This window comes from Ruegeria sp. AF5 (assembly GCF_056541905.1).
In genome coordinates this window covers 418,622-444,044 of sequence record NZ_JBQFYZ010000002.1, presented here as the reverse complement: position 1 = coordinate 444,044, position 25,423 = coordinate 418,622, and the positions used below count along the sequence as shown (strand labels likewise).

Here is a 25,423-nt window from a genome sequence, read left to right as displayed (position 1 = left end):
CGGTCTTTTTCGTTTTAGCGCTCCGCCCCTTCATGAGGTGTATCGTTTATCCGTTTGTAAACGAAAGTGCGGTTAAAAAACCGAAACGTCCAAGTTTCGGGGGTTCCGTGCCGCAGTCTTTCACAGCCATTTCGTTGGGCAAACTTGCCGATATCGATATCGCCGAGGGCAACAATGTCGCCGAAAACGCCTCTGCCCTGGTTGGGCAAACCTTCGGTCACGCGGACGCGCCGTTGGCGCATAACAGCGTGACGTGGAACGTGGTTGGAAACTCCGGCTCTGCCTATGACATGAACAACATATCTGCCAATGATCGGTTTTCGATCGACGGCGGCGCGCCGCAAACCTTTGATGGCACATCAGTGTACCACGCCACCGTCACTTATTTTGACGGCACAAGTGCAAACATTACTGCCGTTGTCGCGCAGGATGTGGATGGCAACACATATTTGGTGCCTGAGTTCTCGGCCAATGCAGATCAAGCCGCTCTGGAAGCGGGGCCTATACATTCGATCACCTTCAACAGCCTTGCTGGCAATCGATATTCAGGCATGGTGTCCAGCCGTGAAGACTGGGACCTGGTCCCCTGCTTTACCTCTGGCACGCTGATCAGAACCCGCAAAGGGGAACGCCCAGTGGAAACGCTGCGCCCCGGCGACTGGGTGGAAACCCTTGATCACGGGTTTCAAACGGTGCGCTGGGTCGGGCAGCGGCGGGTTCAGGCGGTTGGCGTGTTCGCGCCGGTCCTGTTCAAGGCAGGCGCGCTTGGGAACACCCGCGATCTGCTGGTGTCGCAGCAACACAGGATGCTGATCCAGAGCTGGCGCCTGGAACTGCATACCGGCCAAAACGAAGCACTGGCCCCCGCCAAACACCTGATCAACGGACATGACATCATCCTCAAACCCGGCGGGGTCGTAACCTACATTCACATTCTGTTTGATCAGCATGAGCTGCTCTGGTCGGAAGGCTGCCTGAGCGAGAGCTTTCATCCCGGTGCCCAAAGCTGGAACGCCCTTGAACAGTCAGCCCGACAAGAGATCCTGTCCTTGTTCCCCGAGATATCAAAGCAAGGTACTGTCGCCTACGGCCCGCCCGCTCGGCCTCTGTTATCGGCATTCGAAACACGAACGTCGGCAGCCTGACACGAGATGTCGGAAGAAGGCTTGCCTGCAAGCTGTTTTCATTCTCTTGTGCTATGAGCCCATAAGGATGCCGATCCATGCCAAGCGATACGTTACCAGATGATGCAAGCCTGACGACCAAAGGCTATGACGGCGTGGAAAACGCAAGCATCCTGCTGATCGCCTGCGGGGCGCTTGCGCGCGAAATTCTGGATATCAAAACGCGCAACGGCTGGGATCACATGGCGCTGACCTGCCTGCCTGCAATCCTGCATGTTCATCCGGAACGGATCACCCAAGCAGTTGAAGACAGCGTGGCCAAACACCGCGACAGGTTCGAAAAAATCTATGTGGTTTACGCCGATTGCGGAACCGGAGGTCTGCTGCAATCCGCTTGTGAAAAACTGGGCGTCGAGATGGTAAAAGGCCCTCATTGCTATTCGTTCTTCGAAGGCAATCAGGCCTTTCAGGAACGCGGCGAGGACGAAACAACTGCCTTCTACCTGACTGATTTTCTGGCCCGCCAGTTCGACGCATTTGTCTGGAAACCACTGGGTCTGGATCGCCACCCGGAACTGCGGGACATGTATTTCGGCAATTACACCAAACTGATTTATCAGGCCCAGATCGACGATCCGAAACTGACCGAACGCGCACGGGAATGCGCGGACCGCATGGGATTGGCGTTCGAACGGCGTTTCACCGGCTACGGCGATCTGGAAACCACTTTGTCAGACTGGGCAAACCGCCCTGAGTGACCTCAGGCGTTTTCCTGTGCGACCTGGCGGATGCGTTCAATCATGGCCCGCAGACCATTGGACCGCTGCGCTGACAGATGATCGTTCAAGCCCAATCGGGCCAGTTCCGCTGCCGCATCGACCTGCGGCACCTCGGACACCGGCAGACCGTTGTATAGGGACCGAAGCACGGCGATCAGCCCGCGAACGATCAGCGCGTCACTGTCACCATCAAACTTGAACACACCTGCTTCGATCATCGGGTGCAGCCAGACCTGACTGGCGCAGCCGTGAACCTTTGTCGCCGGAACCTTCAACGCGTCATCCAAAGGCTCCATCGCCTTGCCCTGTTCGATGACATGGCGATACCGGTCTTCCCAGTCTTCGAGAAACTCGAAATCCTCGACAATGTCTTCAAAGGCAGGCGTGGCCATGGCGCAGTGATCCTTTCGTTGAAATCACAATGTGACCTATGCCGACGACCACCTGCTGTCCAGCCCCAGCTGTGGCTTTTCAACGCGAAGAATATACGCTAACCCATTGTCTGAATTCGTGTGAAAAGCAGTGGGTCTATGCAAAAGTCTCTGTTCGTTCTTATCATCGCCATGCTGACCCTGACTGCCTGCGGCAGCTGGCGCGACTCGCGGGTGAATCCGTCAAACTGGTTTGGCTCCAGCAAGTCTGTGAAGTCTGAAACACCGCCGGACCCAAATGCCGCCGATGCGTTGGTTCCCAAGGCAAGAGAGGGAAGCGGCCTGTTTTCGCGCCCAGATGCCGAAGACACCAGTGTTCCAATCGCCAAAATCGATGAGCTGCGGATCGAGCCAATACCGTCAGGCGCGATCATTTATTCCTCTGGCACCGCGCTTCGGCAGGGTGCCTATAACGCACGCTTGGTTTCGGTTAATTCAGAAGAAAACAAAGAAAAGGGAATTCTGGAATTTGTATTCCGCGTGAACTACCCCAACTCAGAGACCCCGCAAGGATCTGAACGAACAAGAATGGTGTCGGATGCCATAAATGTTTCGACTCAGGATCTTGAAGGCATTCGCCTGATCCGTGTCGTCGGGCAACAGAACACCTTGGAATCGCGGCGGCGGTAATCGCCGTTAAAGTGAGACGACCTTGACCGCCTGCCCTTTGGCCGCCAGCGCGATTTTCCCCTCGCACAGTTTCAGCGCGTCTTCACCAAAGACTTCGTAACGCCAACCTGACATCGCGGGCAATTCTCGCTCGCCCGCGGCAATCTGGTCCAACTCGGAACTTGTTGCGATCAGCTTGGCCGCAACGCCCGAACTTTCGGTTTTGGATTTCAACAGAACCCGAAGCAAGTCGGCCAAAGCCGGGTTGACCTTCAGGTTGTCACGGGAATTGTCGATCTTCGGCAGGTTTTCCTGCGGACAATTTGTGCCCTTCGTCACCGCAGCAAGAATACCTTCGGCAATCGGACCTTTGCGTGCCTCGCGCAACAAAAGGCGCGATCCACCGAGATCGGCGATTGTCTTGGGCTTGGTCGACGCCAGTTCGATCAAGGCGTCATCCTTGAAGACCCGGTTGCGCGGTACGTTATTTTCCTGCGCATACCTTTCGCGGAACTGCGCCAGCTCGCGCACAACAGCCAGGAACTTGGCCGAATTCGTTCGCGTTTTGACCCGCTTCCACGCCTCTTCGGGGCGAATGTCATACGTGGCAGGCTGCGTCAGCGTACGCAGCTCTTCAGCCACCCAGTGGCTGCGCATCGTCTTTTTGAGTTCCGCAGCAAGATATTCGTAGATCTTGCGAAGATGCGTCACATCCGCCAATGCATATGTTTTCTGCGCCTCCGTCAAGGGACGACGGGACCAATCGGTGAACCGCGACGTCTTGTCGACGCCCTGCTTGCAGATTTTCCGCACCAGCGTCTCATAGCCGACTTGCTCGCCAAACCCGCAGACCATTGCGGCGACCTGTGTGTCGAACAACGGGTTGGGAAAAACACCGGCCTCGACCCAGAATATCTCAAGATCCTGACGCGCGGCGTGAAACACCTTGACCACGTTCTCGTTTCGGAAAAGCTCATACAGCGGTTCGAGAGACAGGCCATCAACCAGCGGATCAACCAGAACCGCGCTGTCTTCATCATCAGAGGGAAGCGCCAGTTGCACGAGGCACAGTTTCGAATAATAGGTCCGCTCGCGCAGAAACTCGGTATCGACTGTGATGTATGGATAGCTTGCGGCCGCCTTGCAGAAATCAGCCAGTTCTTGCGTCGTCGTCAGAGTTTTCATGCGCCGTACTAGTTTTGCTCTTGCTCTTGCTCTTGTGAGTGCCCGTAATTTCCCTCGCCCCCAAGCGATACCGACGACCATAGGACGATTTTCAGGCGAGTGTAAATCACCCTCGGAACCTCACTGCATGAGAACGGGTGACCTGTTGCCTTCGGCAATGCGGCGCAGCACCGCTGGATAAAGTTCATGTTCCCGGATCAGAACTTTTGAAGCCAGAGTTTCCGGGGTATCCGCTGGTTCGATATCCACCCGTGCCTGACCCAGAATTGGGCCATCATCCAGAGCCGCCGTCACCTCATGGACCGAGCAGCCATGCTCCGTATCGCCCGCTTCAATTGCGCGGGCGTGGGTATGTAACCCCTTGTATTTGGGCAGCAATGAGGGGTGGATGTTCAGCATTCGCCCCTGAAAGCGCGTTACGAAATCCGCGGTCAGGACCCGCATGAACCCGGCCAGACAGACAATATCCGGCCGCGCGTCTTCCAAAGGCTTTAGCAACTCAGCCTCAAAGGCTGCGCGATTGCCCTTGAATGGCCGGTGATCGACCACTGCGGTCGGAATGCCACGGTCCGCAGCTTTTTTCAGCCCCCCCGCCTGCGCATCGTTGGACAGGACCAAACAGGGCCGCGCCGGATGATCACCGGTCATGCTGTCGACAAGCGACACCATGTTGGACCCGCCCCCAGAAATCAGGATCGCGACGCGCTTGTGGTTCACAGCAGTTTGCCCGAATAGGCAACTCCGGGCGTTTCGGTGACCGTACCGATCCGCGACACCGTCTCGCCAGCCTCGGCCAGCAAGGTCGAAAGCTGATCGGCCTTATCTGGATCGCACACCATGATCAGACCGATGCCACAGTTGAAGGTCTTGAGCATCTCAGCTTCCGCGATACCGCCAATCTGCGCCATCCAGCTGAAAACAGACGGCAATTGCCAGCTGTCCAGATCAATCTGGGCCCCCAACCCTTCCGGCAGTACGCGCGGCAGGTTCTCGGTCAGACCGCCACCGGTGATATGGGCCAGTGCATGAACTCCACCTTCGCGGATCGCGGACAGGGCCGGTTTGACATAAAGGCGCGTTGGCGTAAGCAGCGCCTCGCCCAGCGAACCTTCACCAAAGGGGCACGGTGCATCCCAGCCCAGACCAGACAGTTCGACGAGTTTACGTACCAGTGAATACCCGTTGGAATGCACTCCGTTCGAGGCCAGACCAAGCAGCACGTCCCCCGCCTGCACTCCGGAAGGCAGGTCAGCGCCGCGTTCCATTGCCCCGACCGAAAAGCCGGCCAGATCGAAATCGCCATCAGGGTACATGCCTGGCATCTCGGCAGTTTCGCCACCAATCAGAGCGCAGCCGGATTGTGCACACCCTTCGGCAATTCCTTCAATGATCCGTGCGGCTGTATCCGTGTCCAGCTTGCCTGTCGCGAAATAGTCGAGAAAAAACAGGGGCTCGGCCCCCTGACAGATCAGGTCATTGACACACATGGCCACCAGATCGATGCCAACCCCGTCCACGACGCCGGTATCGATCGCAATTCGCAGTTTTGTACCAACCCCGTCCGTGGCACCAACCAGAATGGGATCCTGATACCCGGCAGCCTTCAGATCGAACAGTGCGCCGAAACCGCCCAGACCGCTCATCACGCCGGGGCGGTTGGTTCGCTTTGCTGCGGGCTTGATCCGGTCAACCAGAGCATTGCCCGCGTCAATATCCACGCCTGCATCGGCATAGGTGATTCCGTTCTTGCCCGCTGTCATGGCCAGTTCCTTTTGAATGCTTTGCGGGCGGGTTATTCGATTGTGGCGTTTGTTGCAACGGTCAGGCTTGACGCGGCTGTTCACCGTGATACGCAATGCGCCTAGGCGGGCCTGTAGCTCAATTGGTTAGAGCAGAGCGCTCATAACGCTTTGGTTGGGGGTTCGAGTCCCTCCGGGCCTACCAAATCACCGCCACGTGCCTTGAACACCCCGCACATCCCACTGTTTTTGTTTGCGTTTTTGAAAATAAGCATTCATCCTGACCTGTGCAACCAGTCCATATGCGGTTCGAATTCAAAGGCATTGGTTCAGTTCGCAGATTTCCAGTTTCGATTTAATCGCCGTGGGATGACAGGTCCTGCGGAATAACTCTGAAATCTTTTCGCGAGAATTGAAGCCCCTCGGCTCAGAATATCGTCATGTTGGCGCGGCTTTGAACCGTTGAAGGTGTCAGTTTACCGGCCGATTATGATATCGGCGCACAAACCACCCAAGCGTTCACTTTTGGCCAGTCGCAGAGTGCCACCATGGGCGCGCGCAACGTCCGCCACGATCGCCAACCCCAAACCCACGCCACTACCCTGATTCTGATTGCGCGCTGGGTCGAGCCGCGTAAAGGGTTTGACCGCCTCTGTGCGCTGCTCTGCGGGAATTCCAGGGCCATCATCTTCAACACGGATGCGCAATGACTTGGTGTTCAGTGACAGGCTGACCTCGGCCCGGCTGCCGTAGCGCACGGCATTGCCGATGAGGTTTTCAACGGCCCGACGAACAGCCATGGGGCGCAGCATTGCCGTTCCCTGCCCCTCGACAGCGACCAGTTCGGCTTGATGCCCGGCTCGTGTCGCGTCATCTACAATCTGTCGAACAAACTCAGCCGGATTGATTTCCTCGGGCGATCCTTCGGACGCCCCGCGTGAGAACTCGAGGAATGCATCAACCAAGGACTGCATTTCCGCAACGTCCTGTAGCAAAGGTCGTGCCTCATCCTCGGGTAACATTGCCAGTCCAAGTTTCAGGCGCGTCAGAGGCGTGCGCAGGTCATGACTGACGCCGGACAACATCAGCGTCCGTTGTTCGATCTGACGTTCGATCCGTGACCGCATATCCAAAAACGCATTCCCCGCCGCGCGTACTTCGATGGCACCGCCCGGCGAGTATGGTACGCTCCGCCCTCGTCCAAACGCCTGCGCCGCATTGGCCAGCCGTGTGATGGGGCGCAACTGGTTTCGCATGTACAGAAATGAAATCGAGGTCATTATGATCGCGAAAAACAGCATCGTCACGATCAACTGATGCGGCGCCGCTGGCGACAATCTGCGCCGGTCAAAGGTCAGTTCCAGCACCCCCAGATGTGTATCCAGGTACAGACGCGCTTCGCGGCTGCTTGGCAACGCTACAGCACTCAGCTCTGGCAACCTTGCACGAAGTTCGGCCTCGACCTGCGGTGCTATGAAGTCGTACCACCGTGGACGGTCAATTTTGGGAGTTTCGTTGGCGGGCAGAAATCTGGCCTGCATTTCCAGCGCCAGAAGATCCGGGCGCACTTCGGCCAATGCCTGGTGCTGCGTCTCGGCCCCATCCATCATGGTGGTGATCAGCATCACTTCCCTTGAGGCTGCGCGAGTCATCTGGTCAGTGACATCTTCCAGATGCTTTTGAAGAAAAGCAACTCCAACGACCAGAAGCAGCACGATCACAGGAAGAACCAGAATCAATGCTGCCCGGGCGTAAAGGCTGCGTGGCATATAGGGTTTGAGCCAGTGCGTGGACATGCGCTAAACCTAGCGGGCTGCCCGTACAAGAGGAAGAGCACAGAATGCAGGCACCTGACGAATTCAATCCGCCTTCGGGTGTTGCGACAGAATTGCAACCGGGTCTTCGGCGCATTCTGGCCCCCAACCCGTCTCCGATGACCTATCGCGGCACCAACACCTATCTGCTGGGCGATCGTGACATTGCCGTCATTGATCCCGGCCCCGCAAGCGAAGAGCATTTGAACGCGATCCTGAATGAACTGCGACCTGGCCAGAGAATCAGCCACATAGTCGTCACGCACACACATCTGGATCACTCACCCTTGGCAGCACCCCTTGCCGCGCGAACGGGAGCTGCGATCTATGCGTTTGGTGGTCCCGAATCCGGTCGCAGCGCTGTTATGGCGACCCTTGCAGCGCGTGGATTGGCCGGAGGTGGCGAAGGCATCGACACCGCGTTTCGTCCGGATATCGAGGTTGCGGATGGTGAGGTCATCTTTGGCGATGACTGGCAGCTTGAGGTTATTCACACTCCGGGGCATCTGGGAAACCACATTGCCCTGGCATGGCAGGATACCTGTTTCACCGCCGACCATGTGATGGGATGGGCCAGTTCGCTGGTGTCACCACCGGACGGAGACCTGACCGATTTCATGACAGCCTGCCACCGCCTGCGCGCGCGCGACTGGTCGGTTTTTCACGCGGGCCACGGTGCGCCAATTTCAGACCCTGCCGCGCGATTGGACTGGCTGATCCGACACAGGCAAAACCGCGAAGCTCAGATTCTGACTGCCTTGGAGGATGCAGACGGAACGGCGCGGCAATTGGCCAAGCGTATCTACACCGACACACCCGCAACCCTGCTGCCAGCCGCGGAGCGGAACGTTTTTGCCCACCTCGTTGATCTGACTGGAAAAAAACAGGTGTCACCACACGGCGAACTATCTGCCACCGCAATTTTTCGCAGAGATCCTTGACGCCCGAAAAAAAATTTAAGTTCGCGTGCTTAACCTCTGGACGCCGGGAATCCGGATTGCTATACGCCCCTCAGTTCCGGCGTAGCTCAGCGGTAGAGCAGTTGACTGTTAATCAATTGGTCGTAGGTTCGATCCCTACCGCCGGAGCCAAAACTTCCCAATATTCAACCTTTTGTCAGGGTCAGAAACCACATCGGTATTCTGGGGCTTTTTCGTTGAAAAAATAATATCCGCCCTCTGGACGCCGGATACTCCGGTTGCTATACGGCGCGGACCGTTCCGGCGTAGCTCAGCGGTAGAGCAGTTGACTGTTAATCAATTGGTCGTAGGTTCGATCCCTACCGCCGGAGCCAATTTACCCCGCTAGATCACATCTCACCCCGCAAGGGCATCCTTGAAATCTGCACGCAGGTTGCGTTTCAGCACCTTTCCGGTTGCGTTCAGCGGCAGCGCGTCAACAAAAACAACCTTGTCCGGAATCTGCCATTTGGCAATTTTCCCTTCGAAAAAGGCCAGAAGTTCCTTTTCGCTTGGATTCTCGCCATCAGCCCTTACTGCAACTAGCAAGGGGCGTTCGTCCCATTTCGGATGCGGAACACCGACCACGGCGGCAGTTGCCAGTTTCGGATGCGCAACAGCGATGTTTTCAAGTTCGACCGAGCTGATCCACTCCCCTCCGGACTTGATGATGTCCTTGGATCGGTCACGAATGGTCATGTAACCATCGGTGTCCAGCGTTGCGACATCGCCTGTGGCGAACCAACCGTCTTGCAACAGCTCCTGATCCTGCATCAGGAAATAGCTGTCCAGTACCCAATGCCCCCGCACCATCAGATCGCCCTGCGTTTCACCGTCATGTGGCAGATCTTTGCCGTCATCATCCACGATTTTCAGTTCAACCCCAAACGGTGGCCGACCCTGACTCAGACGGATAAGGTGTTGTTCTTCAAGCGGCAGCACCAGATGTTTGGCCAATGGGTAGTTGGCCGTACCAAGCGGGCTCATCTCGCTCATTCCCCACGCATGTACCGTATCGACGTCATATTTATTCCGGAAAGTCTCCATCATCGAAGGTGGGCAAGCGGCACCTCCAATCACGGTCCGTTCGAGGCTTTTCAAACTCGTCCCGCATTTGGCTGCATGCGCCAACAGTCCCTGCCAGATTGTAGGCACCCCCATGGCCAGCGTCACGCCATAGGTGTCGATCAGATTGACCAGCGCCTCGCCATGCAAATCCGGGCCGGGTAAAACCAGTCGCGATCCGGACATGGCGCAGGCATAAGGCGAGCCCCATGCATTAACGTGGAACATAGGAACGACGGGCATCACGACATCCATCGCCGAAAAGCCGATCACGTCGCGCGTATTCGACGCGAAACTGTGCAGGACCGTCGATCTGTGGGAATAAAGAACCCCCTTGGGATGGCCGGTTGTACCCGACGTGTAACACAGCCCTGACGCGGTGTTTTCATCCAGTTCAGGCCAATCAAAGGCCGCGTCACCGGTTTCGATCAGCTCATCATAAAATTTCAGGTCGGGTATCTTTGCTGCAGCGTCATCGTTGCGGGGGCCCATCAGAACAAAATGGCGAACATCCGTCAGCGCACCGTGCAAGGCAGCAACCAGCGGGACGAAGGTTGCATCAAAGAACAACACCCGATCCTGAGCATGGTTGATAATGTAAGTCAGTTGTTCAGGAAAAAGCCTCGGATTGACCGTGTGACAGACATATCCCGCACCCGAGGTGGCATAATAGATCTCCAGATGCCGACGATTGTTCCAGGCCAGCGTCCCGACCCTGTCCTGCGGCTCCAGACCCAGCTGCGTCAGGGCCGACGCCAAACGCCGGGCGTTCACAGCTATCTCGGACCAATTGGTTTCGGTCACCGTTCCATCCGTTTCGACCGAGATGATCTCGGTCTGACCGTGGTAACGCTGTGCGTGATCAATCAGCGACGAAATCAGCAAAGGCTGCGTCATCATCTGTCCCAGCATGGACATCCTCCCGTCATGGGCGGGGCCTTGCCTGGCCCCTGCCTGTTCTGTCTGGCACTGACAAGCAGGGGTGTCTCCCGTACCGTCAGTCCAGCCGTTTCCTAAGACGGAACCCTGCCAATCATTTAATTGTCTGACAATAAAAGAATGCAGCCCACACCGATAGCGGACTACATTTCCACCGCTTAATCCCGGTGTTTCAGCGCGTAGGCGACCAATGCTGCGGTCGACCCATCCTTGCCCTCGGCGCTTTCTTCACCGTCCACGATGGGACCAAGCGAGTTGGCCAGTTCCTTGCCCAGCTCAACCCCCCATTGGTCGAATGAGTTGATGCCCAGCAACACGCCTTCGACAAACACCCGGTGTTCGTAAAGCGCAATAATCTGACCCAACACAAACGGTGTGAGTTTGGGGTAAATCAATGTTGTCGAGGGACGATTGCCGGGGAAAACCCGGTGCCGGGCCTGTCGATCCAGTTCATCCCCCAGATACCCCTGCTGCGCCATACGCTGACGCGCTTCTTCGAACGAACGGCCACGCATCAGGGCCTCGGACTGCGCCAGACAATTGGCCAAAAGCAGACGGTGGTGATGGGTCAGTTCGGGTTCATGCCCCTCGGCCGCAACCATGAATTCGCAGGGAATGACATCAGTACCCTGATGGATCAGCTGATAAAACGCGTGTTGTCCATTGGTGCCCGGCTCACCCCAGACGACAGGACCTGAAGGCATGGCGAGGGTTGAGCCATCCATCGCCACGGATTTGCCATTCGATTCCATTTCCAACTGCTGGAAATATGCGGGCAGGCGCAAAAGCCGCTGGTCATAAGGCAGCACCGCACGGCTGGTATGCCCCAGAACCTGACGATGCCAGATGCCAACCAATGCCAGCATCACAGGCATGTTTTCATCCCAGTCAGCCGAGCGGAAATGCAGGTCCATCGCCTGCCCGCCGCGTAAAAACGCGTCAAATGCGTTTGAACCAACAGCAATCATGACCGGCAAGCCGACCGGCCCCCAAACCGAATAACGCCCACCGACCCAATCGGCGAAACCAAATACATGCGCCTCGGGAATACCGAAGGCCTTCGTCTTGTCCAGAGCGCTGGAAACGGCGGCGAACTGGCGCAACGGATCGCCGCCGCCTTCTGACATCCACGCGCGGGCGGTGCGCGCATTGGTCATCGTTTCGATTGTGGTAAAGGTTTTTGAGGCGACAATGACCAGCGTGCGCGTCGGGTCAAGCTGCCGCAACGTGTCCGCAATATGCGCCCCATCCACATTCGAGACGTAATGCACCCGCGGCCCATCGTGATAAGGTGCCAGCGCCAACGTGGCCATGACCGGGCCCAGGTCTGAACCGCCGATGCCGATATTGACCACATCGGTAAAGCTGCCCCCTGCCCCAGCGATGGCGCCGCCACGCACCTCTTCAGCGAACACGCGCATCCTTTGCAGCGTGTCCAGAACCTCGGGCATGACATCCTGACCGTCCACTTCAACCGGCCCGCCATCAAGGTTGCGCAAGGCCGTGTGCAACACCGCGCGGCCTTCGGTCTCGTTGATCTTCTCACCCGCAAACATCGCATCACGCCGAGACGCCAGACCAGCCTCTTCACACAATTGAATGAGCGCGGATCGCACCGCATCATCAATCTGTGTCTTTGAATAGTCGAAAACCATATCCCCGGTTGAGGCTGAAAATCCTTCGGCCCGGTTTGCATCTGTCGCAAACAGGTCAGGGATACGACGGTCACTTGTCGTCTGAACCAGTGTTTTCAAAGCATCCAGATGCATTGCCTTACTCCGCCCAATGTACGGTCATGCCACCAAGAACCGCGGCGATCGGTGCCTCTTCCGGCGGTAGCGACATAGCTTTTTCAAGAACGGCGCGTTTTGCCTGACCATAGATGATCAGATGTTTCGACAGCGCCCCGTCCAGGACCGGAGCGGTCAGGGAAATTCGTGCCTCTGGCTGCACTTCAGTCCGGGCAACGATCAACGTAGGGGCATCACTGCGCAAAGCTTCGTCCAGCCCTTCCATTCCCGGAAACAATGAGGCCGTGTGCATGTCTTCGCCCATTCCCAGCACCAGCACCGACAATGGCAATACCGGCGCAATCAGTGACTCGATTTCGGGCAACGCTGCTTCAGGTTCTGAACCAGGGACATAAAGCGGAATATATTGCGCCACAGAGGCCCGGTTGGTCAGCAACCTTTCGCGGATCAAACGCTCGTTCGAGCGCTCATGGTCCGCTGGCACACAGCGTTCATCCGTGGGCAACACACGCACGCGATCCCACTCAAGATCGGCAGCACACAGGCTGTCAAAAACGGGGCCCGGAGTTGTTCCCCCCGGAACAGCCATTGCAACGGTATCATGGTGCAGCAATGCGGCCTCAAGGTCGCCCGCCAGCACGTTGGCCACGTCGATGGCAAGCATTTCGCGATCAGCATATTCCTGAATTTTCATGGCTTTATCCCTTGCCAGTGGCGTCCGTCACGTTTCATCAGCAGTTCAGCGTCGCCCGGCCCCGTGCTGCCGCTGTCATAAGGCTTTGGCACATCCCCGCGCGCCAACCATCCGGCGATTATCGGATCGGTCCAGGCCCACGCGGCCTCAACCTCATCCCCACGCATGAACAGGGTCTGATTTCCGCGGATCACGTCCATCACCAGGCGTTCATACGCATCTGGCGGGTCCTGATTTTCGGGGCCCAGGGCTTCGGCAAAGCTCATGTCCAAGGGAACGTCGATCAGACGCATCCCACCCTGCCCCGGTTCCTTGATCGTCACCTTCAGCGTGATCCCCTCGTTCGGCTGCAACCGGATCGATAATGTATTTGCATGGCGCCCCGCCTCTTCCCCGAATATCGAATGTGGCGCGTCCTTGAACATCACGTTGATCACCGACGAGCGCGCCACCAGACGCTTACCGGTGCGCAAGTAGAACGGTGTACCTGCCCAACGCCAATTGCTGATGTGGGCCTTCAACGCCACATAGCTTTCGGTGGTTGATCGCGGGTTACCAACGCAGTCCCGGTATCCCGGACCGTCCGATCCGGCCGCAAACTGCCCCCGCACGATGTGGTGCGGTTCAACCGGATCAAGTGCCCGGATCACCTTGAGCTTTTCATCCCGAACTGCGTCAGGATCAAACTTGGCCGGAGGTTCCATCGCAATCAGGCAGAGCAGCTGCATCAGGTGGTTCTGCACCATATCCCGCATCGCACCCGCGCGCTCATAATAATCTTCGCGCCCCGCGATACCGACAGTTTCCGCAACCGTTATCTGGATATGGTCGACATACTGGCTGTTCCACAGCGGTTCGAACAGCATATTGCCAAAGCGGACCGCCATCAGATTCTGGACGGTTTCTTTGCCCAGATAATGGTCGATACGGTAAATCTGATTTTCATTAAAATGCGCGGCCAGCGTGGCATTCAAGTCCCGCGCGCTTGCCAAATCATGTCCAAACGGCTTTTCGACCACGATGCGGGTTTCTTCTGTCACCAGATCATACGCCCTAACCCGCTCGGCCAATGGCCCGAACAGGCTGGGACCGACTGAGAAATAGAAAGCGCGAACCCGGTCCGGCGAGAGCTTTTCGCCCAGTACATCCCAACCTTCCGACGTCAAGGCATCCAGCGATACATAGTCGACCCGTTGCAGGAACCGGGTCAGGGCTTGCGAATCCCGGGCGCGTTCCGAAGCGTGCCGTTGCAGCGACTCAGCAACCATCTTACGAAAGGCGTCCGCCGAATGACCGGCGCGCGCCGCTGCGATAATCCGGGCATCCTCGTGCCACTGACCCGCACAATACCGACGGAAAAGCGCAGGCAGGATCTTACGCTGCGCCAGATCACCGGTGCCGCCGAAAATGATCAGATCAAATGGATCAACAGGGATGACACGTGAAACCATGAGTTGTCCTTACCCTGACCCTTCCGGCATGTCCAATGTTAGCGCAACCAAAGCTCAATAAATCTTGTTGATCAAAACTCTGTCAGAACCCCTGCACCAGACTTACCAAATCCGCGACAAAGGGCTAGATCAGTTTGATGACTTCAACGAACCGGATGCGGGAATGAAAGACAACGCCCCTCAGCTTGCCAATATCGGCAAGTTTCAGCGTAAACTGGTAACGGCCGATGGCCAGACCCGCGCAAAGGTTTCCCTGACCAACCCTCAGACCCTGTGGTTCAACACCGGCACGCTGTGCAATATTGAATGCGTAAGCTGCTATATCGCCAGCAGCCCGACCAATGACGCACTGGTTTATATCACTGCAGACGAGGTTCGTGACTACCTGGATCAGATCGAAGCCCGCAATTGGCCTGTGCGTGAAATCGGTTTTACGGGCGGCGAGCCCTTTATGAACCCCGAGATGATCGATATGACCCGCGCCGCGCTGGAGCGTGGATACGAAGTTCTGATCCTGACCAACGCGATGGCCCCGATGATGCGCCGCAAGGTGCGCGACGGGCTACTGGCATTGCAAAGGACTTTCAATGACAAGCTGACCCTGCGTGTTTCCGTCGATCATTACCGCGCAGAACTGCACGACCTTGAACGCGGCAAGGGGAGCTTTGAAAAAACCCTGACGGGTATGAAGTGGCTGCGCGATCACGGCTTTAACATGGCTGTTGCCGGGCGCACCGTTTGGGGTGAGTCTGACACGGAAAGTCGCGCGGGTTATGCCGCATTCTTTACAGAGCACGGCTTTGACATTGACCCGCATAACCCGGCTCGGACCGTCCTGTTCCCGGAAATGGACGAAACTGTCGAAGTTCCCGAGATTACAACGGCTTGCTGGGGAATACTGAACAAATCACCCGATGCATTGATGTGCGCCAGCGCCCGCATGGTGGTGAAACGGAAAGGCGCTGACCGGCCTGCCGTGTTGGCCTGCACCCTGCTGCCCTACGAGTCGGAGTTCGAGATGGGGCATTCTCTGGCCGAATCCGAGGCTGACGTTCACCTGAACCACCCCCATTGTGCCAAATTCTGCGTGCTGGGCGGTGCCAGTTGCTCTGGCTGAACGATTCAGGAATTCCTGATTTCGCTTCGGACGGATCATCAGACACGCGCCGACCATTTCGCTTCAATGATTGAAGAGCATGCACCAACGGAACTCGTACCTGCCTCTCGCTCAGTTCACACGAAACTCGCCCACCATGTTGCGCCACTCACCCGGTGCGATCATTTTGCGATGGGTGAATTTGACCGAATGCAGCGGGCCTTCGATTTCGCGCTGCCAGAAGTCGATGAATTTGAACAGTTTCGGATGATCCGGCGCAAGGTCGTAATCCTGCCAGATGAACGTGTTCAAGACGTGGATATAGTCGGGCATATGATAGAAAAACTCAGCCGTTGTCAGCCCGTACCCCTTGAGCATCAATTCGGTTTCGCTTGGGTTCATGCAGACCTCCTGCTTGATACAAGGTCCATTCAAGATACCACGAAAAACTTCTAATACTTATATAACAATATGTTACTTGAGTATTACCGCGGAAAATCCCCGTAAAGGCGCTGCTTGCTTGCACCTTATGTGCCGGGTCTGATAAGATACACCCACAAGATATAGACCCAGAACAAGACACGGGCAGTTTACGTGAGCGATACGCCAGAAATTCCTGAAAACATGGATGAAACCCCGCCCGAGCGCCCAGTCTACGACGGCCCGACGGTTTCCATCGAATCCGAAATGCGCACATCCTATCTGGACTATGCCATGTCGGTCATCGTTAGCCGCGCGATCCCTGATTTGCGCGACGGGCTGAAACCGGTGCACCGCCGCATTCTGTATGCGATGCACGAAACGGGGAACACGCACGACAAGTCGTACCGCAAATCGGCCCGTCCGGTGGGCGACGTGATGGGTAAGTACCACCCGCATGGTGACAGCGCGATCTATGACGCACTGGTGCGGATGGCGCAGGATTTCTCGATGTCGCTGCCGCTGCTGGACGGTCAGGGCAACTTTGGCTCGATGGACGGCGATAACCCGGCGGCTATGCGCTACACCGAAGTGCGGATGGACAAGCCCGCCGCTTCCCTGTTGGCTGATATCGAAAAAGAAACGGTCGATTTTCAGGATAACTATGACGGCAAGGACCGGGAACCGACGGTTCTGCCGGCCCGTTTCCCGAACATGCTGGTCAATGGCGCCGGTGGTATCGCCGTGGGGATGGCGACGAACATTCCGCCGCACAACCTTGGCGAAGTAGTCGATGCGACTCTGGCGCTGATCGACGATCCCGACCTTACATCAGAACAGCTGATCGAATACATCCCCGGTCCCGACTTTCCGACCGGTGGCCTGATGCTGGGGCGTTCCGGTGCGCGCAAGGCCTATCTGGAGGGCCGTGGCAGCGTCATTATCCGCGCCAAGACCCGAGTAGAAGAAATCCGCAAGGACCGCTATGCCATCGTTGTCGACGAGATTCCCTATCAGGTGAACAAGGCCGCGATGATTGAAAAGATCGCCGAGGCCGTGCGCGAGAAGCGGATCGAAGGCGTGGCCCATGTACAAGACGAATCCGACCGCAACGGTGTGCGCGTTGTGGTCGAGCTCAAACGTGACGCGACGCCCGAGGTGGTGCTGAACCAGCTCTATCGCTTTTCGCCGATGCAGACCTCCTTTGGCTGCAATATGCTGGCGCTGAATGGTGGCCGCCCAGAGCAGTTGACCCTGCGCCGGTTCCTTACCTCGTTCATCGACTTCCGTGAAGATGTCGTTGCCCGCCGCACCGCCTACGACCTGCGCAAGGCGCGCGAACGCAGTCACATCCTGTGTGGTCTGGCTGTGGCGGTGTCCAATGTCGATGAAGTGGTCGCAACGATCCGGTCGTCTGCTGACGCCGCCGAGGCCCGCGAAAAACTGATGACCCGCCGCTGGCCTGCCTCCGACATCGAAGGCTATTTGCGCCTGATCGATGATCCTCTGTCCAAGATGAATGACGATGGCACCTATAATCTGACCGAGGTTCAGGCCCGTGCCATTCTGGAGTTGCGCTTGCAACGCCTGACCCAACTGGGCGTCAAAGAGGTCACGGACGAGCTGGAAGAACTGGCGGCCAAGATCAAGGAATACCTTGATATTCTGTCCTCGCGCGAACGGATCATGAGCATCATCGCTGATGAGCTGCGCAGCGTGCGTGAACAATTCGCAGTCGACCGCCGCACTGAGATCGTCGACTGGTCCGGTGACATGGAAGACGAAGACCTGATCGAGCGTGAAGACATGGTCGTGACCGTCACTTCGGGCGGGTACATCAAACGCACGCCGCTGGCAGATTTCCGCGCCCAGAAACGCGGTGGCAAGGGCCTGTCGGGGATGCAAACCAAGGAAGAGGATGTTGTGACCAACCTCTTCGTTGCGAACACCCATACACAGCTGCTGTTCTTCACGACGGACGGGATGGTCTACAAGCTCAAGACCTGGCGCTTGCCCCAATCCGGACGCACCGGCAAAGGTAAGGCCATCGTCAACATCCTTCCGATCCCAACTGGCGTTTCCATCGCCGCGATAATGCCCGTGGATGTACCGGACGAGGAATGGGAAAACCTCCAGATCGTCTTTGCCACCAGCGCAGGTGACGTGCGTCGTAACCGGTTGTCGGACTTCACCAATGTCCGGCGCAACGGCAAGATTGCCATGAAGCTGCCCGACGGCATTGAACTGGTGAATGCGCGCATCTGTTCGGAAGACGAAGACGTGATGCTGGTCACCAATTCCGGCCGCGCGATCCGCTTCCGGACAACTGACGTGCGTGTCTTCAACTCGCGCGAATCCACAGGTGTCCGAGGGATCAGGCTGACCAACGGTGACCGCGTCGTGTCGATGTCCGTGATCCGTCATTTCGAGGCGACACCCGAAGATCGTGTAGCCTATCTCAAGATGCGGCGTGCGGTCGCGGGGCTTACCGAAGAAGACGCTGGTGAAGACGAGGAAGCCGCAGCAAGCAGCGATTTCAGCCAGGAAAAATACGCCGAGATGTCGGCTGCCGAAAACCTTATCCTCACTATCACCGCTGGTGGTGCAGGCAAGTTGAGTTCAAGCCACGACTATCCTGTGCGCGGACGTGGCGGCATGGGTGTGGCGGCGATGGACAAGGCCATGCGCGGCGGGGACTTGGTTGCATCCTTCCCGGTCGAGATCGACGATCAGATCATGCTGGCCACATCGAAAGGCCAATCTATCCGGGTGCCGGTCGATGGTATCTCTTTCCGCTCAAGATCCGCAGGTGGCGTGAAGGTGTTCAATACCGGCAAGGGCGAAGAAGTCGTCAGCGTCGCGTGGATCGCAGATCAGGGCGACGAGGAAGAATGACAGTAACCCCGGGCACCGGTTCGACGATTCCCGGGGTTCAGTTCATGTCAGGTAGGCATTGAAAAATGCAATGGTCCGGCTCCAAGCCAGATTTGCCGCAGCTTCGTCATACCTGGGCGTCGTATCATTGTGAAAACCGTGATTGACATCCGGATAGAAGTGCACGCTGAACTTCTTTTGATTGGCTTTCAACGCCTCTGAATATGCAGGCCATCCAGCGTTGATACGCTCGTCCAGACCGGCATAGTGAATCATAAGGGGTGCTACGATGGACGGAACATCTTCGGCTGGTGGTTGCCGACCGTAGAATGGCACCGAGGCTGCAAGGTCCGGATAGGCCACGGCCAACGCGTTGCAAACACCTCCGCCATAGCAGAAGCCGACAGCGCCAACTTTGCCGGTTGAAAGATCATGATCACGAAGGAATTCAAAGGCGGCGAAGAAATCCGCCATCAGTTTTTCCCGGTCCATCGAGCGCTGCATCTCGCGCCCTTCTTCATCAGTACCGGGATAGCCGCCAAGGGGGGACAACCCATCAGGTCCAAAAGCAAGGAAACCGGCCTTGGCCGCGCGGCGCACAACGTCCTCGATATAAGGGTTCAGACCCCGGTTCTCGTGCACGACCAGTACCGCTGGCAGTTTACCCGCGGCATTTGCCGGCATCGCCATCAGGCCGCTGGTTTCGCTATGCCCATCCGGGCTGTCATATGCGACCACCATGGTTTGGATCGCGGGATCGTCCGGGGCCACCTGTTGCGCCCAGGCGTAATTGGGTTGCAACTGGTCCAGGATCATTGCGCCTGTCATTCCGGCAGCCGTGTATTTACCGGCTTTTGAGATGAACTCACGCTTGGACATCGTGCCGTGCACATATCCGTCGAATATCTCGAGGATACGCGGGTCAAAATCACTGGCTTTCTTGCGGGCTTTTCCGGTCATCGTTGCCTCCCAGGCGATGGTATCGGTACACCGATTCTAACGCTTGGGAGGCAGTTCGGAAACTCACAAATCGTAGAGCGCGCCGAACTTGGCCTCAAGATAGCTTAGCAATGGGTCCGGTCCGGGTTCGATGCCGCTGGCACGGGCAATCACCTCGCGCGGAGCATACAGGCCGCCATGCTGCTGCACATGCTCACGCAGCCAGCCGGTCGCGCCGGTGGTGTCACCGCAGGCCAGTTGCGCATCAAGATCGGGCTCAGAGCCGCGCAAGGCCTGATAGAGGCACCCAGCATAGACATTGCCCAGCGAGTATGTCGGGAAGTAACCGAACAGCCCAACCGACCAGTGCACATCCTGCAAACAACCGTTCGAGGGCTTGTCGACCGCATAACCGAAATCTACCTTGAACCGATCATTCCAGGCGGCCTCCAGATCGCCGACCTGCAAGTCTCCGGCCATCAGCGCGCGTTCCAGATCAAACCGCAGCATGATGTGCAGATTGTATTGGACCTCATCCGCCTCGGTGCGGATATAGCCGTTATGGACGCGGTTGACCGTCGCATAAAACGCGTCCCGATCGACAATGCCGAAATCGCCGAACGCCTCTTTCATTTGTTCGAACAACCAACCGGTAAAGGCCCGCGACCGACCCAACTGGTTTTCGTAGATCCGGCTTTGACTTTCATGCACGCCCATCGACACACCAGAGCCGAGCGGTGTCAGCAGGTATTTCCTGTCGATCCCCTGTTCATAGGCGGCGTGGCCCACCTCGTGAATGGTGGAATAGAAACAATTGAACGGGTCTGTTTCGCTGGTTCGCGTGGTGATGCGGACGTCAAGACCACTGCCTGAACTGAACGGGTGAACCGCCTTGTCCACGCGGCCATTGTTCAGGTCATAGCCAAAGGCGATCGCCAGTTTTTGTGTCAGACGCATCTGGGTCTGCTCATCAAAACTGCGGTTCAGGGCAGCGGGCTCGGGCCGCTCCAGCACAGCGGCGCGCAGGGCCACCAGTCGTGGGCGCATCTGGTCGAAGATATCCGCAATCTGTGCGCTGGTCGTGTAGGGCTCGTAATCTTCGACCATGGCGTCGTATACGTCGCCCCCTTGCGCCAGCGCCTCGCCTTCCTGTCGTTTCAGCGACACGACTTCTTCCAGAACCGGAAGAAAGGCCGAGACATCTTCGTCCGCGCGCGCCTGCGCCCACTTTCCCTGCGCAGCGGACGTCACACGGGCGATCGCCGTCGCCAGATCGGCAGGCACCTTCACCGCGCGATCATATGCGCGCCGGATTTCACGCATCTGCGCCTTGCCGACCTCATCCTGAGGCGCGGCCTGATCCAACCATTCGGCAACACGAGGATCAGAACGACGTGCGTGCAGGACAGATTCGATAGCTGCCATTTCTTCGGCGCGCTGTGGCGCTGCGCCGCGCGGCATGACGGTTTCCTGATCCCAGCCAAGCCGACCGGCGATCTGGCCCAAAGCCGAAGTTTCCCGCTGAAAGGTCATCAGTTCATTGAAAGCGGTCATAATTTTAAACTCCGCGCACAGATGTTGCGATTGGATAAGCCGTGAGGAACCGCGCGCGCAGGATCAGCGTCCAAACGATGACGGCCATAAACTGGTGGAAGATAGCGACCTGCCATGGCGCGCCGTAAACCACGGTCACGATGCCGACGACGACCTGTAACGAAAGCGCGGCGAAAGCAGCGTTGAAGGCAAAACGCGTCTGCGGATGCGCGCTGCCGCTGCCACGTCGCCAGACGACAACAGCGAAGATGAACAGCAGATACCCTACACACCGGTGGATGAACTGTACCAGACCGGGGCTTTCAAAGAAGTTTCGCCACATCGGTTCCAACATAGTCGCATCCGGTGGAAGCAATTGCCCCCCCATCAGCGGCCAGTCGGTGTAAGACCGCCCGGCGTCAATCCCAGCAACCAGCGCGCCGATGAGTATTTGTAAAAAGGCGAAATGCATCAGACCGGTGGACAGTGAGAACAGTTTGGCCTCTTTCGCGCGGCGCGCCTGCATCAGGTCGCGTTCTTCGCGGCCCAGTTCAAAGATGTACCAGGCCAAAAATCCCAGGATCACAAAAGCCAGCCCCAAGTGTGTTGCCAGACGGTAACTTGCGACGGCCGTCATGCCTTCACCCTGAGTGACACCCGAAGCCACCATCCACCAACCAACAGCGCCCTGCAAACCGCCAAGAAGACCCGGAACCATCAGCTTTCCCGTCCACCCTGCCGGGATCTTGCGGGTGAGAAGAAAGGTCAGAAATCCAGCGGCCCAGACCAGACCGATCATGCGGCCCAACTGACGATGGCCCCATTCCCACCAATAGATGGATTTGAAATCACCCAGTTCCATCCACTGGTTCTGGATGCGCCATTGGTCAATCTGCTTGTACTTGTCGAACTCTGCCTGCCAGTCCGCTTCGGTCATCGGTGGCAAAGCTCCGGTGATCGGGCGCCATTCAGTGATCGAAAGGCCGCTGTCGGTCAGGCGCGTCAAGCCGCCAACCGCGATCATCACAACGACCAGAGCAAACAGGATCATCAACCAGACGCGGATCGCATTGCGCGCGCCGCCGCGCCCCCGGTCGATCATACCGGGTTGAACCGCCTGTTGTTTTTTGGTGTCCGTGACCTCTTCGAAGATGCTGCGCTTACCGCTCATGCTGTCCTCATGTCCTGATTTTGTCGCAAGCTAGGGCTTGGGTGAAGATAGGTCCAGCCTCAGCCTTTATCCTTCCAGCGGACCATCTGACGCATGATCCCGTGCAACATCTGCACGTCGGCCCGTGTCATACGCATCCGCGACCACAGGTTGCGCAGGTTAACCTTCATCCCTTCGGCCTTTTCGGGAGGGTAGAAGAACCCCGCCTCCTCCAGTCTGCCCTCGTAATGTTCGACAAGTTTTTCAACTTCGATCCCAGTGGCCCAGTCACCTTTGCCCAGGTCGGTCGATTCATGCACCACATCGCCGGTCTGGCGCATCCACTCATAGGCGGTCAGCAATACGCATTGACCAAGGTTCAGCGAGGCATATTCCGGGTTCACCGGCACCGAGATGATCGCGTTGGCCTTGGCGATGTCTTCATTCTCTAGCCCCGCGCGTTCAGGGCCGAACAGAACGGTAACCTTCTCGCCCGCAGCGATCTTTTCGGCGGCAATCTTCATTGCGTGTTCGGGGCTGTAGACAGGTTTGGTCAAGCCCCGCTGACGGGCTGTCGTGGCGAAGACAAACGTGCTGTCGGCCAGCGACCCGGCCAAGTCGTCAAACAGCTGCGCCTCATCCAGCAAGCGCCCTGCGCCGCTGGACATTGCCACCGCTTTGGGGTTCGGCCAGCCGTCACGCGGGGCCACGATACGCATCCGATCCAGCCCAAAGTTCCACATCGCCCGCGCAGCAGCACCGATGTTTTCACCCATCTGCGGGCGCACAAGCACGAAGGAAGGCTGGGGTTTGTCGCTGGGCATGGCTCACCTTAAGAAAACTTGGCCTGCTGTAATTGGCAGGCTCTTGCAGGGCAAGGCGCAGGGGCGTTATTTGCAGGCTCTTGACCATAAAAGTTTGCTTCCCAGCCGCAATCCGCTAAACCGCGCCAAAGACTGAAAGCCGAAGGACGCGCCCATGGACACCCCCGAGCAGCCGCAGATTTACCTGATCACGCCTCCGACTATCGAGTTGAGCACGTTCACGAACAAGCTGGCGACTGTGCTGGACGGGGTCGAGATTGCCTGTGTCCGCCTCGCGTTGGCCGGAAGTGACGAAGATACCATCGCTCGCGCGGCCGACGCTTGCCGTGAAATCGCCCACGCGCGCGACGTGGCCATCGTAATCTCGAACCATGTATTGCTGGCGCAGCGTCTGGGGCTGGACGGGGTGCACCTGGATGATGCTGCACGCTCGGTCCGCACCGCGCGCAAGGAACTGGGCGCCGATGCAATCGTCGGAAGCTTTTGCGGCGCGTCCAGCCATGATGGTATGACTGCTGGTGAAAACGGAGCGGATTATGTGGCCTTCGGTCCTGTCGGCTCGGCCAAACTGAGGGACGGGACCCGCGCCGAAAAGGACCTGTTCCAATGGTGGTCCGAGATGATCGAGGTTCCGGTTGTGGCCGAAGGTGGGTTGACGCCCGAATTGATCCGCGATCTGGCCCCCTGCACCGATTTCTTTGGCATTGGCGATGAGATCTGGGGCAATGACGATCCGCTTGGCGCACTGAAAACGCTGCTGGCCGCGTTGCCTTAACCCTGCACCCAAGGCTCGACTATCCAGTAGACCCCGGCACCTGCAATCAGCATCGAGGCCAGAACCGATACCCGGCCTCGTTTACGGTGTGAGCCGCCAGAAAACAAAAGCGCCAGAGCAAGCCCGGCAAAGGCTACTACAACAAGCGGCAGAATATTCCCGGCGCCAAAGCCCAAGATGGCCGGGGGCAGATGATCTGGCGGCACTCCGATCCCGACCAGGGCCGAGGCAATTACCAGACCTTGAAGACCGCCAATGGCGAGAACCGCCAACAAACGCCAAACCTGCAATCGCCGGGCAACCAGGTTCCACAGCGCCAGAACGATGGTCGAAGCCACCAGAACCGGGGCCTCGCTCACTTTTCCTGCATCCAATACGCCATGCAAACCCAGCCCAAGCCCGATCAGAGCGCCCGCTGACAGGAACACCAGTTGAGATACCACTGGGCGCAATTTCAAAGACAGAAACACTAGCGCCAAAACAAGAATGGATGGCTTAATTGGGTTTCGGAGAAACTGATCGACCCCTTTTGTGAAATATGTCTGCAATGTTTGTTGCGTTGTCAGAGACGCCCCGCCTTGCAAGGGGATCAGCGGGCTGGCTTCACCGGCAGCCAAATACCCGGTGTATGGGGCCGCGACATTTTGCTGTCGCAGAACGATGGGTCCGCTTTCTGACGGCCAGGTCAGACGCAGGTTTGACGCCTGATCGGGCAAAGGAGCAGTCAGCAACAGTTTGGAAACCCGCACTTTCTCCGTTTCTCCTACAACAGGAATACGCACACCTTCATAAGACAAACTCAATCGCTCTGGTGCCTCCACGATAAGATTGTGTTTCCAGAGCTGAACGAACTCTCTGATCTGGGGTTCCAGCTCAGAGGAAACCAGTCGCCGCAAGGATTTGTAGTTTGGATCGTCGGAAAACGCAGCGGGCTGCGCGGGATTGTTCCCGGTTAATATGGCCTCGGCATTCCATTTCAACTCTAGAAACAAAGTGTCGGACTTGACCCAGAAATCAACGACGGTCGGCGGGGCGGATTGCGCTCTGCCGGATCCGGGATGCAAAGCTACAAGAACAAAAAAACTCAGGGCACAGGTTTTGAGGGTTCGAAAGATGGCGCGGAAAACAGGGCCATTCATACGAAAAGCTCCAACAGGAAAATCAAATCACCAATCATTGCCTTCGATTGTTCCCGCGAAGGCCGCAGATCGCAAGCCCAAAGGGCATATGGGACCTGTGCACCGCAAATCTCTGATTGCGGTAACGTTCTGA

At 57.4% G+C, this 25,423-nt stretch carries 22 protein-coding genes and 3 tRNA genes; 10 read left to right on the top strand and 15 right to left on the bottom strand.

The features are described from left to right. The first annotated feature begins 107 nt into the window (after window positions 1-107). Entirely contained in the window at window positions 108-1,145 is a 1,038-nt protein-coding gene (locus tag ACR0DS_RS05705) for a Hint domain-containing protein (RefSeq protein WP_480480762.1), read from the top strand. 77 nt (window positions 1,146-1,222) lie between these two features. Further along, on the top strand, window positions 1,223-1,882 hold the full coding sequence (locus ACR0DS_RS05700) for a DUF1638 domain-containing protein (protein WP_480480760.1): 660 nt from the start codon (window positions 1,223-1,225) through the stop codon (window positions 1,880-1,882). A gap of 2 nt (window positions 1,883-1,884) precedes the next feature. On the opposite strand, the gene ACR0DS_RS05695 is transcribed toward ACR0DS_RS05700, so the two are convergent. Next, window positions 1,885-2,295 (bottom strand): SufE family protein, encoded by a 411-nt coding sequence (locus tag ACR0DS_RS05695; RefSeq protein WP_267367543.1) that lies wholly within the window; start codon window positions 2,293-2,295, stop codon window positions 1,885-1,887. Window positions 2,296-2,433: 138 nt separating this feature from the next. On the opposite strand from ACR0DS_RS05695, the gene ACR0DS_RS05690 reads away from it, so the two are divergent. Then, a complete protein-coding gene (locus ACR0DS_RS05690; protein ID WP_480480758.1) occupies window positions 2,434-2,964 on the top strand; it encodes a hypothetical protein in 531 nt (176 codons plus the stop codon). Between the two features lie 6 nt (window positions 2,965-2,970). Here ACR0DS_RS05690 and rnd read toward each other — a convergent pair whose 3' ends face one another. The 3 genes from rnd to purM all read right to left on the bottom strand — a co-directional run bounded on the left by rnd (window position 2,971) and on the right by purM (window position 5,888). Further along, window positions 2,971-4,128, bottom strand: a complete 1,158-nt coding sequence (gene rnd, locus ACR0DS_RS05685; RefSeq protein ID WP_480557946.1) for a ribonuclease D — start codon at window positions 4,126-4,128, stop codon at window positions 2,971-2,973. A 120-nt stretch (window positions 4,129-4,248) separates the two neighbouring features. Continuing rightward, on the bottom strand, window positions 4,249-4,845 hold the full coding sequence (gene purN / locus ACR0DS_RS05680; protein WP_480480754.1) for a phosphoribosylglycinamide formyltransferase: 597 nt from the start codon (window positions 4,843-4,845) through the stop codon (window positions 4,249-4,251). Beyond that, window positions 4,842-5,888 (bottom strand): phosphoribosylformylglycinamidine cyclo-ligase, encoded by a 1,047-nt coding sequence (gene purM / locus ACR0DS_RS05675; protein WP_480480752.1) that lies wholly within the window; start codon window positions 5,886-5,888, stop codon window positions 4,842-4,844. The genes purN and purM overlap by 4 nt, the downstream gene beginning before the upstream one ends. Window positions 5,889-5,995: 107 nt before the next feature. Here purM and ACR0DS_RS05670 point away from each other — a divergent pair. Further along, window positions 5,996-6,072: transfer RNA gene (locus ACR0DS_RS05670), tRNA-Ile, on the top strand. A gap of 271 nt (window positions 6,073-6,343) precedes the next feature. Here the strand turns inward: ACR0DS_RS05670 and ACR0DS_RS05665 are convergent. Beyond that, the gene (locus ACR0DS_RS05665) at window positions 6,344-7,663 is read right to left on the bottom strand and encodes an ATP-binding protein (RefSeq protein WP_480557948.1); all 1,320 of its coding nucleotides are present in this window, start codon (window positions 7,661-7,663) and stop codon (window positions 6,344-6,346) included. A gap of 44 nt (window positions 7,664-7,707) precedes the next feature. Here ACR0DS_RS05665 and ACR0DS_RS05660 point away from each other — a divergent pair, with 44 nt between their 5' ends. The 3 genes from ACR0DS_RS05660 to ACR0DS_RS05650 all read left to right on the top strand — a co-directional run bounded on the left by ACR0DS_RS05660 (window position 7,708) and on the right by ACR0DS_RS05650 (window position 8,975). After that, on the top strand, window positions 7,708-8,622 hold the full coding sequence (locus ACR0DS_RS05660) for an MBL fold metallo-hydrolase (protein ID WP_480557950.1): 915 nt from the start codon (window positions 7,708-7,710) through the stop codon (window positions 8,620-8,622). Between the two features lie 75 nt (window positions 8,623-8,697). Continuing rightward, window positions 8,698-8,772, top strand: a tRNA-Asn gene (locus ACR0DS_RS05655). Between the two features lie 128 nt (window positions 8,773-8,900). Then, window positions 8,901-8,975: transfer RNA gene (locus ACR0DS_RS05650), tRNA-Asn, on the top strand. Window positions 8,976-8,997: 22 nt separating this feature from the next. Here ACR0DS_RS05650 and ACR0DS_RS05645 read toward each other — a convergent pair. The 4 genes from ACR0DS_RS05645 to zwf form a co-directional block, all read right to left on the bottom strand. Beyond that, window positions 8,998-10,617: a long-chain-fatty-acid--CoA ligase gene (locus ACR0DS_RS05645; protein WP_480557952.1), complete on the bottom strand. Its 1,620-nt coding sequence runs from the start codon at window positions 10,615-10,617 to the stop codon at window positions 8,998-9,000. 185 nt (window positions 10,618-10,802) lie between these two features. After that, a complete protein-coding gene (gene pgi / locus ACR0DS_RS05640; RefSeq protein WP_480557954.1) occupies window positions 10,803-12,413 on the bottom strand; it encodes a glucose-6-phosphate isomerase in 1,611 nt (536 codons plus the stop codon). Window positions 12,414-12,417: 4 nt separating this feature from the next. Further along, window positions 12,418-13,089, bottom strand: coding sequence for a 6-phosphogluconolactonase (pgl, locus tag ACR0DS_RS05635; protein ID WP_267365520.1), 672 nt, complete (start codon window positions 13,087-13,089; stop codon window positions 12,418-12,420). Then, window positions 13,086-14,540, bottom strand: coding sequence for a glucose-6-phosphate dehydrogenase (gene zwf / locus ACR0DS_RS05630; protein WP_480557956.1), 1,455 nt, complete (start codon window positions 14,538-14,540; stop codon window positions 13,086-13,088). The genes pgl and zwf overlap by 4 nt, the downstream gene beginning before the upstream one ends. A gap of 163 nt (window positions 14,541-14,703) precedes the next feature. On the opposite strand from zwf, the gene ACR0DS_RS05625 reads away from it, so the two are divergent. Then, complete coding sequence (locus ACR0DS_RS05625; RefSeq protein WP_480517191.1) at window positions 14,704-15,657, top strand: radical SAM protein; 954 nt, start codon at window positions 14,704-14,706, stop codon at window positions 15,655-15,657. A 111-nt stretch (window positions 15,658-15,768) separates the two neighbouring features. Here ACR0DS_RS05625 and ACR0DS_RS05620 read toward each other — a convergent pair whose 3' ends face one another. After that, on the bottom strand, window positions 15,769-16,038 hold the full coding sequence (locus tag ACR0DS_RS05620; protein WP_267366492.1) for an usg protein: 270 nt from the start codon (window positions 16,036-16,038) through the stop codon (window positions 15,769-15,771). 192 nt (window positions 16,039-16,230) lie between these two features. On the opposite strand from ACR0DS_RS05620, the gene gyrA reads away from it, so the two are divergent. Beyond that, window positions 16,231-18,951: a DNA gyrase subunit A gene (gene gyrA / locus ACR0DS_RS05615; protein WP_480557958.1), complete on the top strand. Its 2,721-nt coding sequence runs from the start codon at window positions 16,231-16,233 to the stop codon at window positions 18,949-18,951. 42 nt (window positions 18,952-18,993) lie between these two features. Here gyrA and yghX read toward each other — a convergent pair whose 3' ends face one another. The 4 genes from yghX to ACR0DS_RS05595 all read right to left on the bottom strand — a co-directional run bounded on the left by yghX (window position 18,994) and on the right by ACR0DS_RS05595 (window position 23,376). Then, window positions 18,994-19,890: a YghX family hydrolase gene (yghX, locus tag ACR0DS_RS05610; RefSeq protein ID WP_209503792.1), complete on the bottom strand. Its 897-nt coding sequence runs from the start codon at window positions 19,888-19,890 to the stop codon at window positions 18,994-18,996. Between the two features lie 63 nt (window positions 19,891-19,953). Beyond that, window positions 19,954-21,423, bottom strand: a complete 1,470-nt coding sequence (locus ACR0DS_RS05605; RefSeq protein ID WP_480557960.1) for a carboxypeptidase M32 — start codon at window positions 21,421-21,423, stop codon at window positions 19,954-19,956. A 4-nt stretch (window positions 21,424-21,427) separates the two neighbouring features. Further along, window positions 21,428-22,573 (bottom strand): heme A synthase, encoded by a 1,146-nt coding sequence (ctaA, locus tag ACR0DS_RS05600; RefSeq protein ID WP_480557962.1) that lies wholly within the window; start codon window positions 22,571-22,573, stop codon window positions 21,428-21,430. A gap of 59 nt (window positions 22,574-22,632) precedes the next feature. Continuing rightward, entirely contained in the window at window positions 22,633-23,376 is a 744-nt protein-coding gene (locus ACR0DS_RS05595; RefSeq protein WP_480557964.1) for an RNA methyltransferase, read from the bottom strand. Between the two features lie 154 nt (window positions 23,377-23,530). Between ACR0DS_RS05595 and ACR0DS_RS05590 the strand changes: the two genes are divergently transcribed. Further along, on the top strand, window positions 23,531-24,151 hold the full coding sequence (locus ACR0DS_RS05590) for a thiamine phosphate synthase (protein WP_480485501.1): 621 nt from the start codon (window positions 23,531-23,533) through the stop codon (window positions 24,149-24,151). On the opposite strand, the gene ACR0DS_RS05585 is transcribed toward ACR0DS_RS05590, so the two are convergent. Then, window positions 24,148-25,290 carry a HupE/UreJ family protein gene (locus ACR0DS_RS05585; RefSeq protein WP_480485500.1) on the bottom strand — a complete coding sequence of 381 codons (1,143 nt, stop codon included), beginning with the start codon at window positions 25,288-25,290 and terminating at the stop codon, window positions 24,148-24,150. The genes ACR0DS_RS05590 and ACR0DS_RS05585 overlap by 4 nt on opposite strands. Window positions 25,291-25,423: the final 133 nt, after the last annotated feature.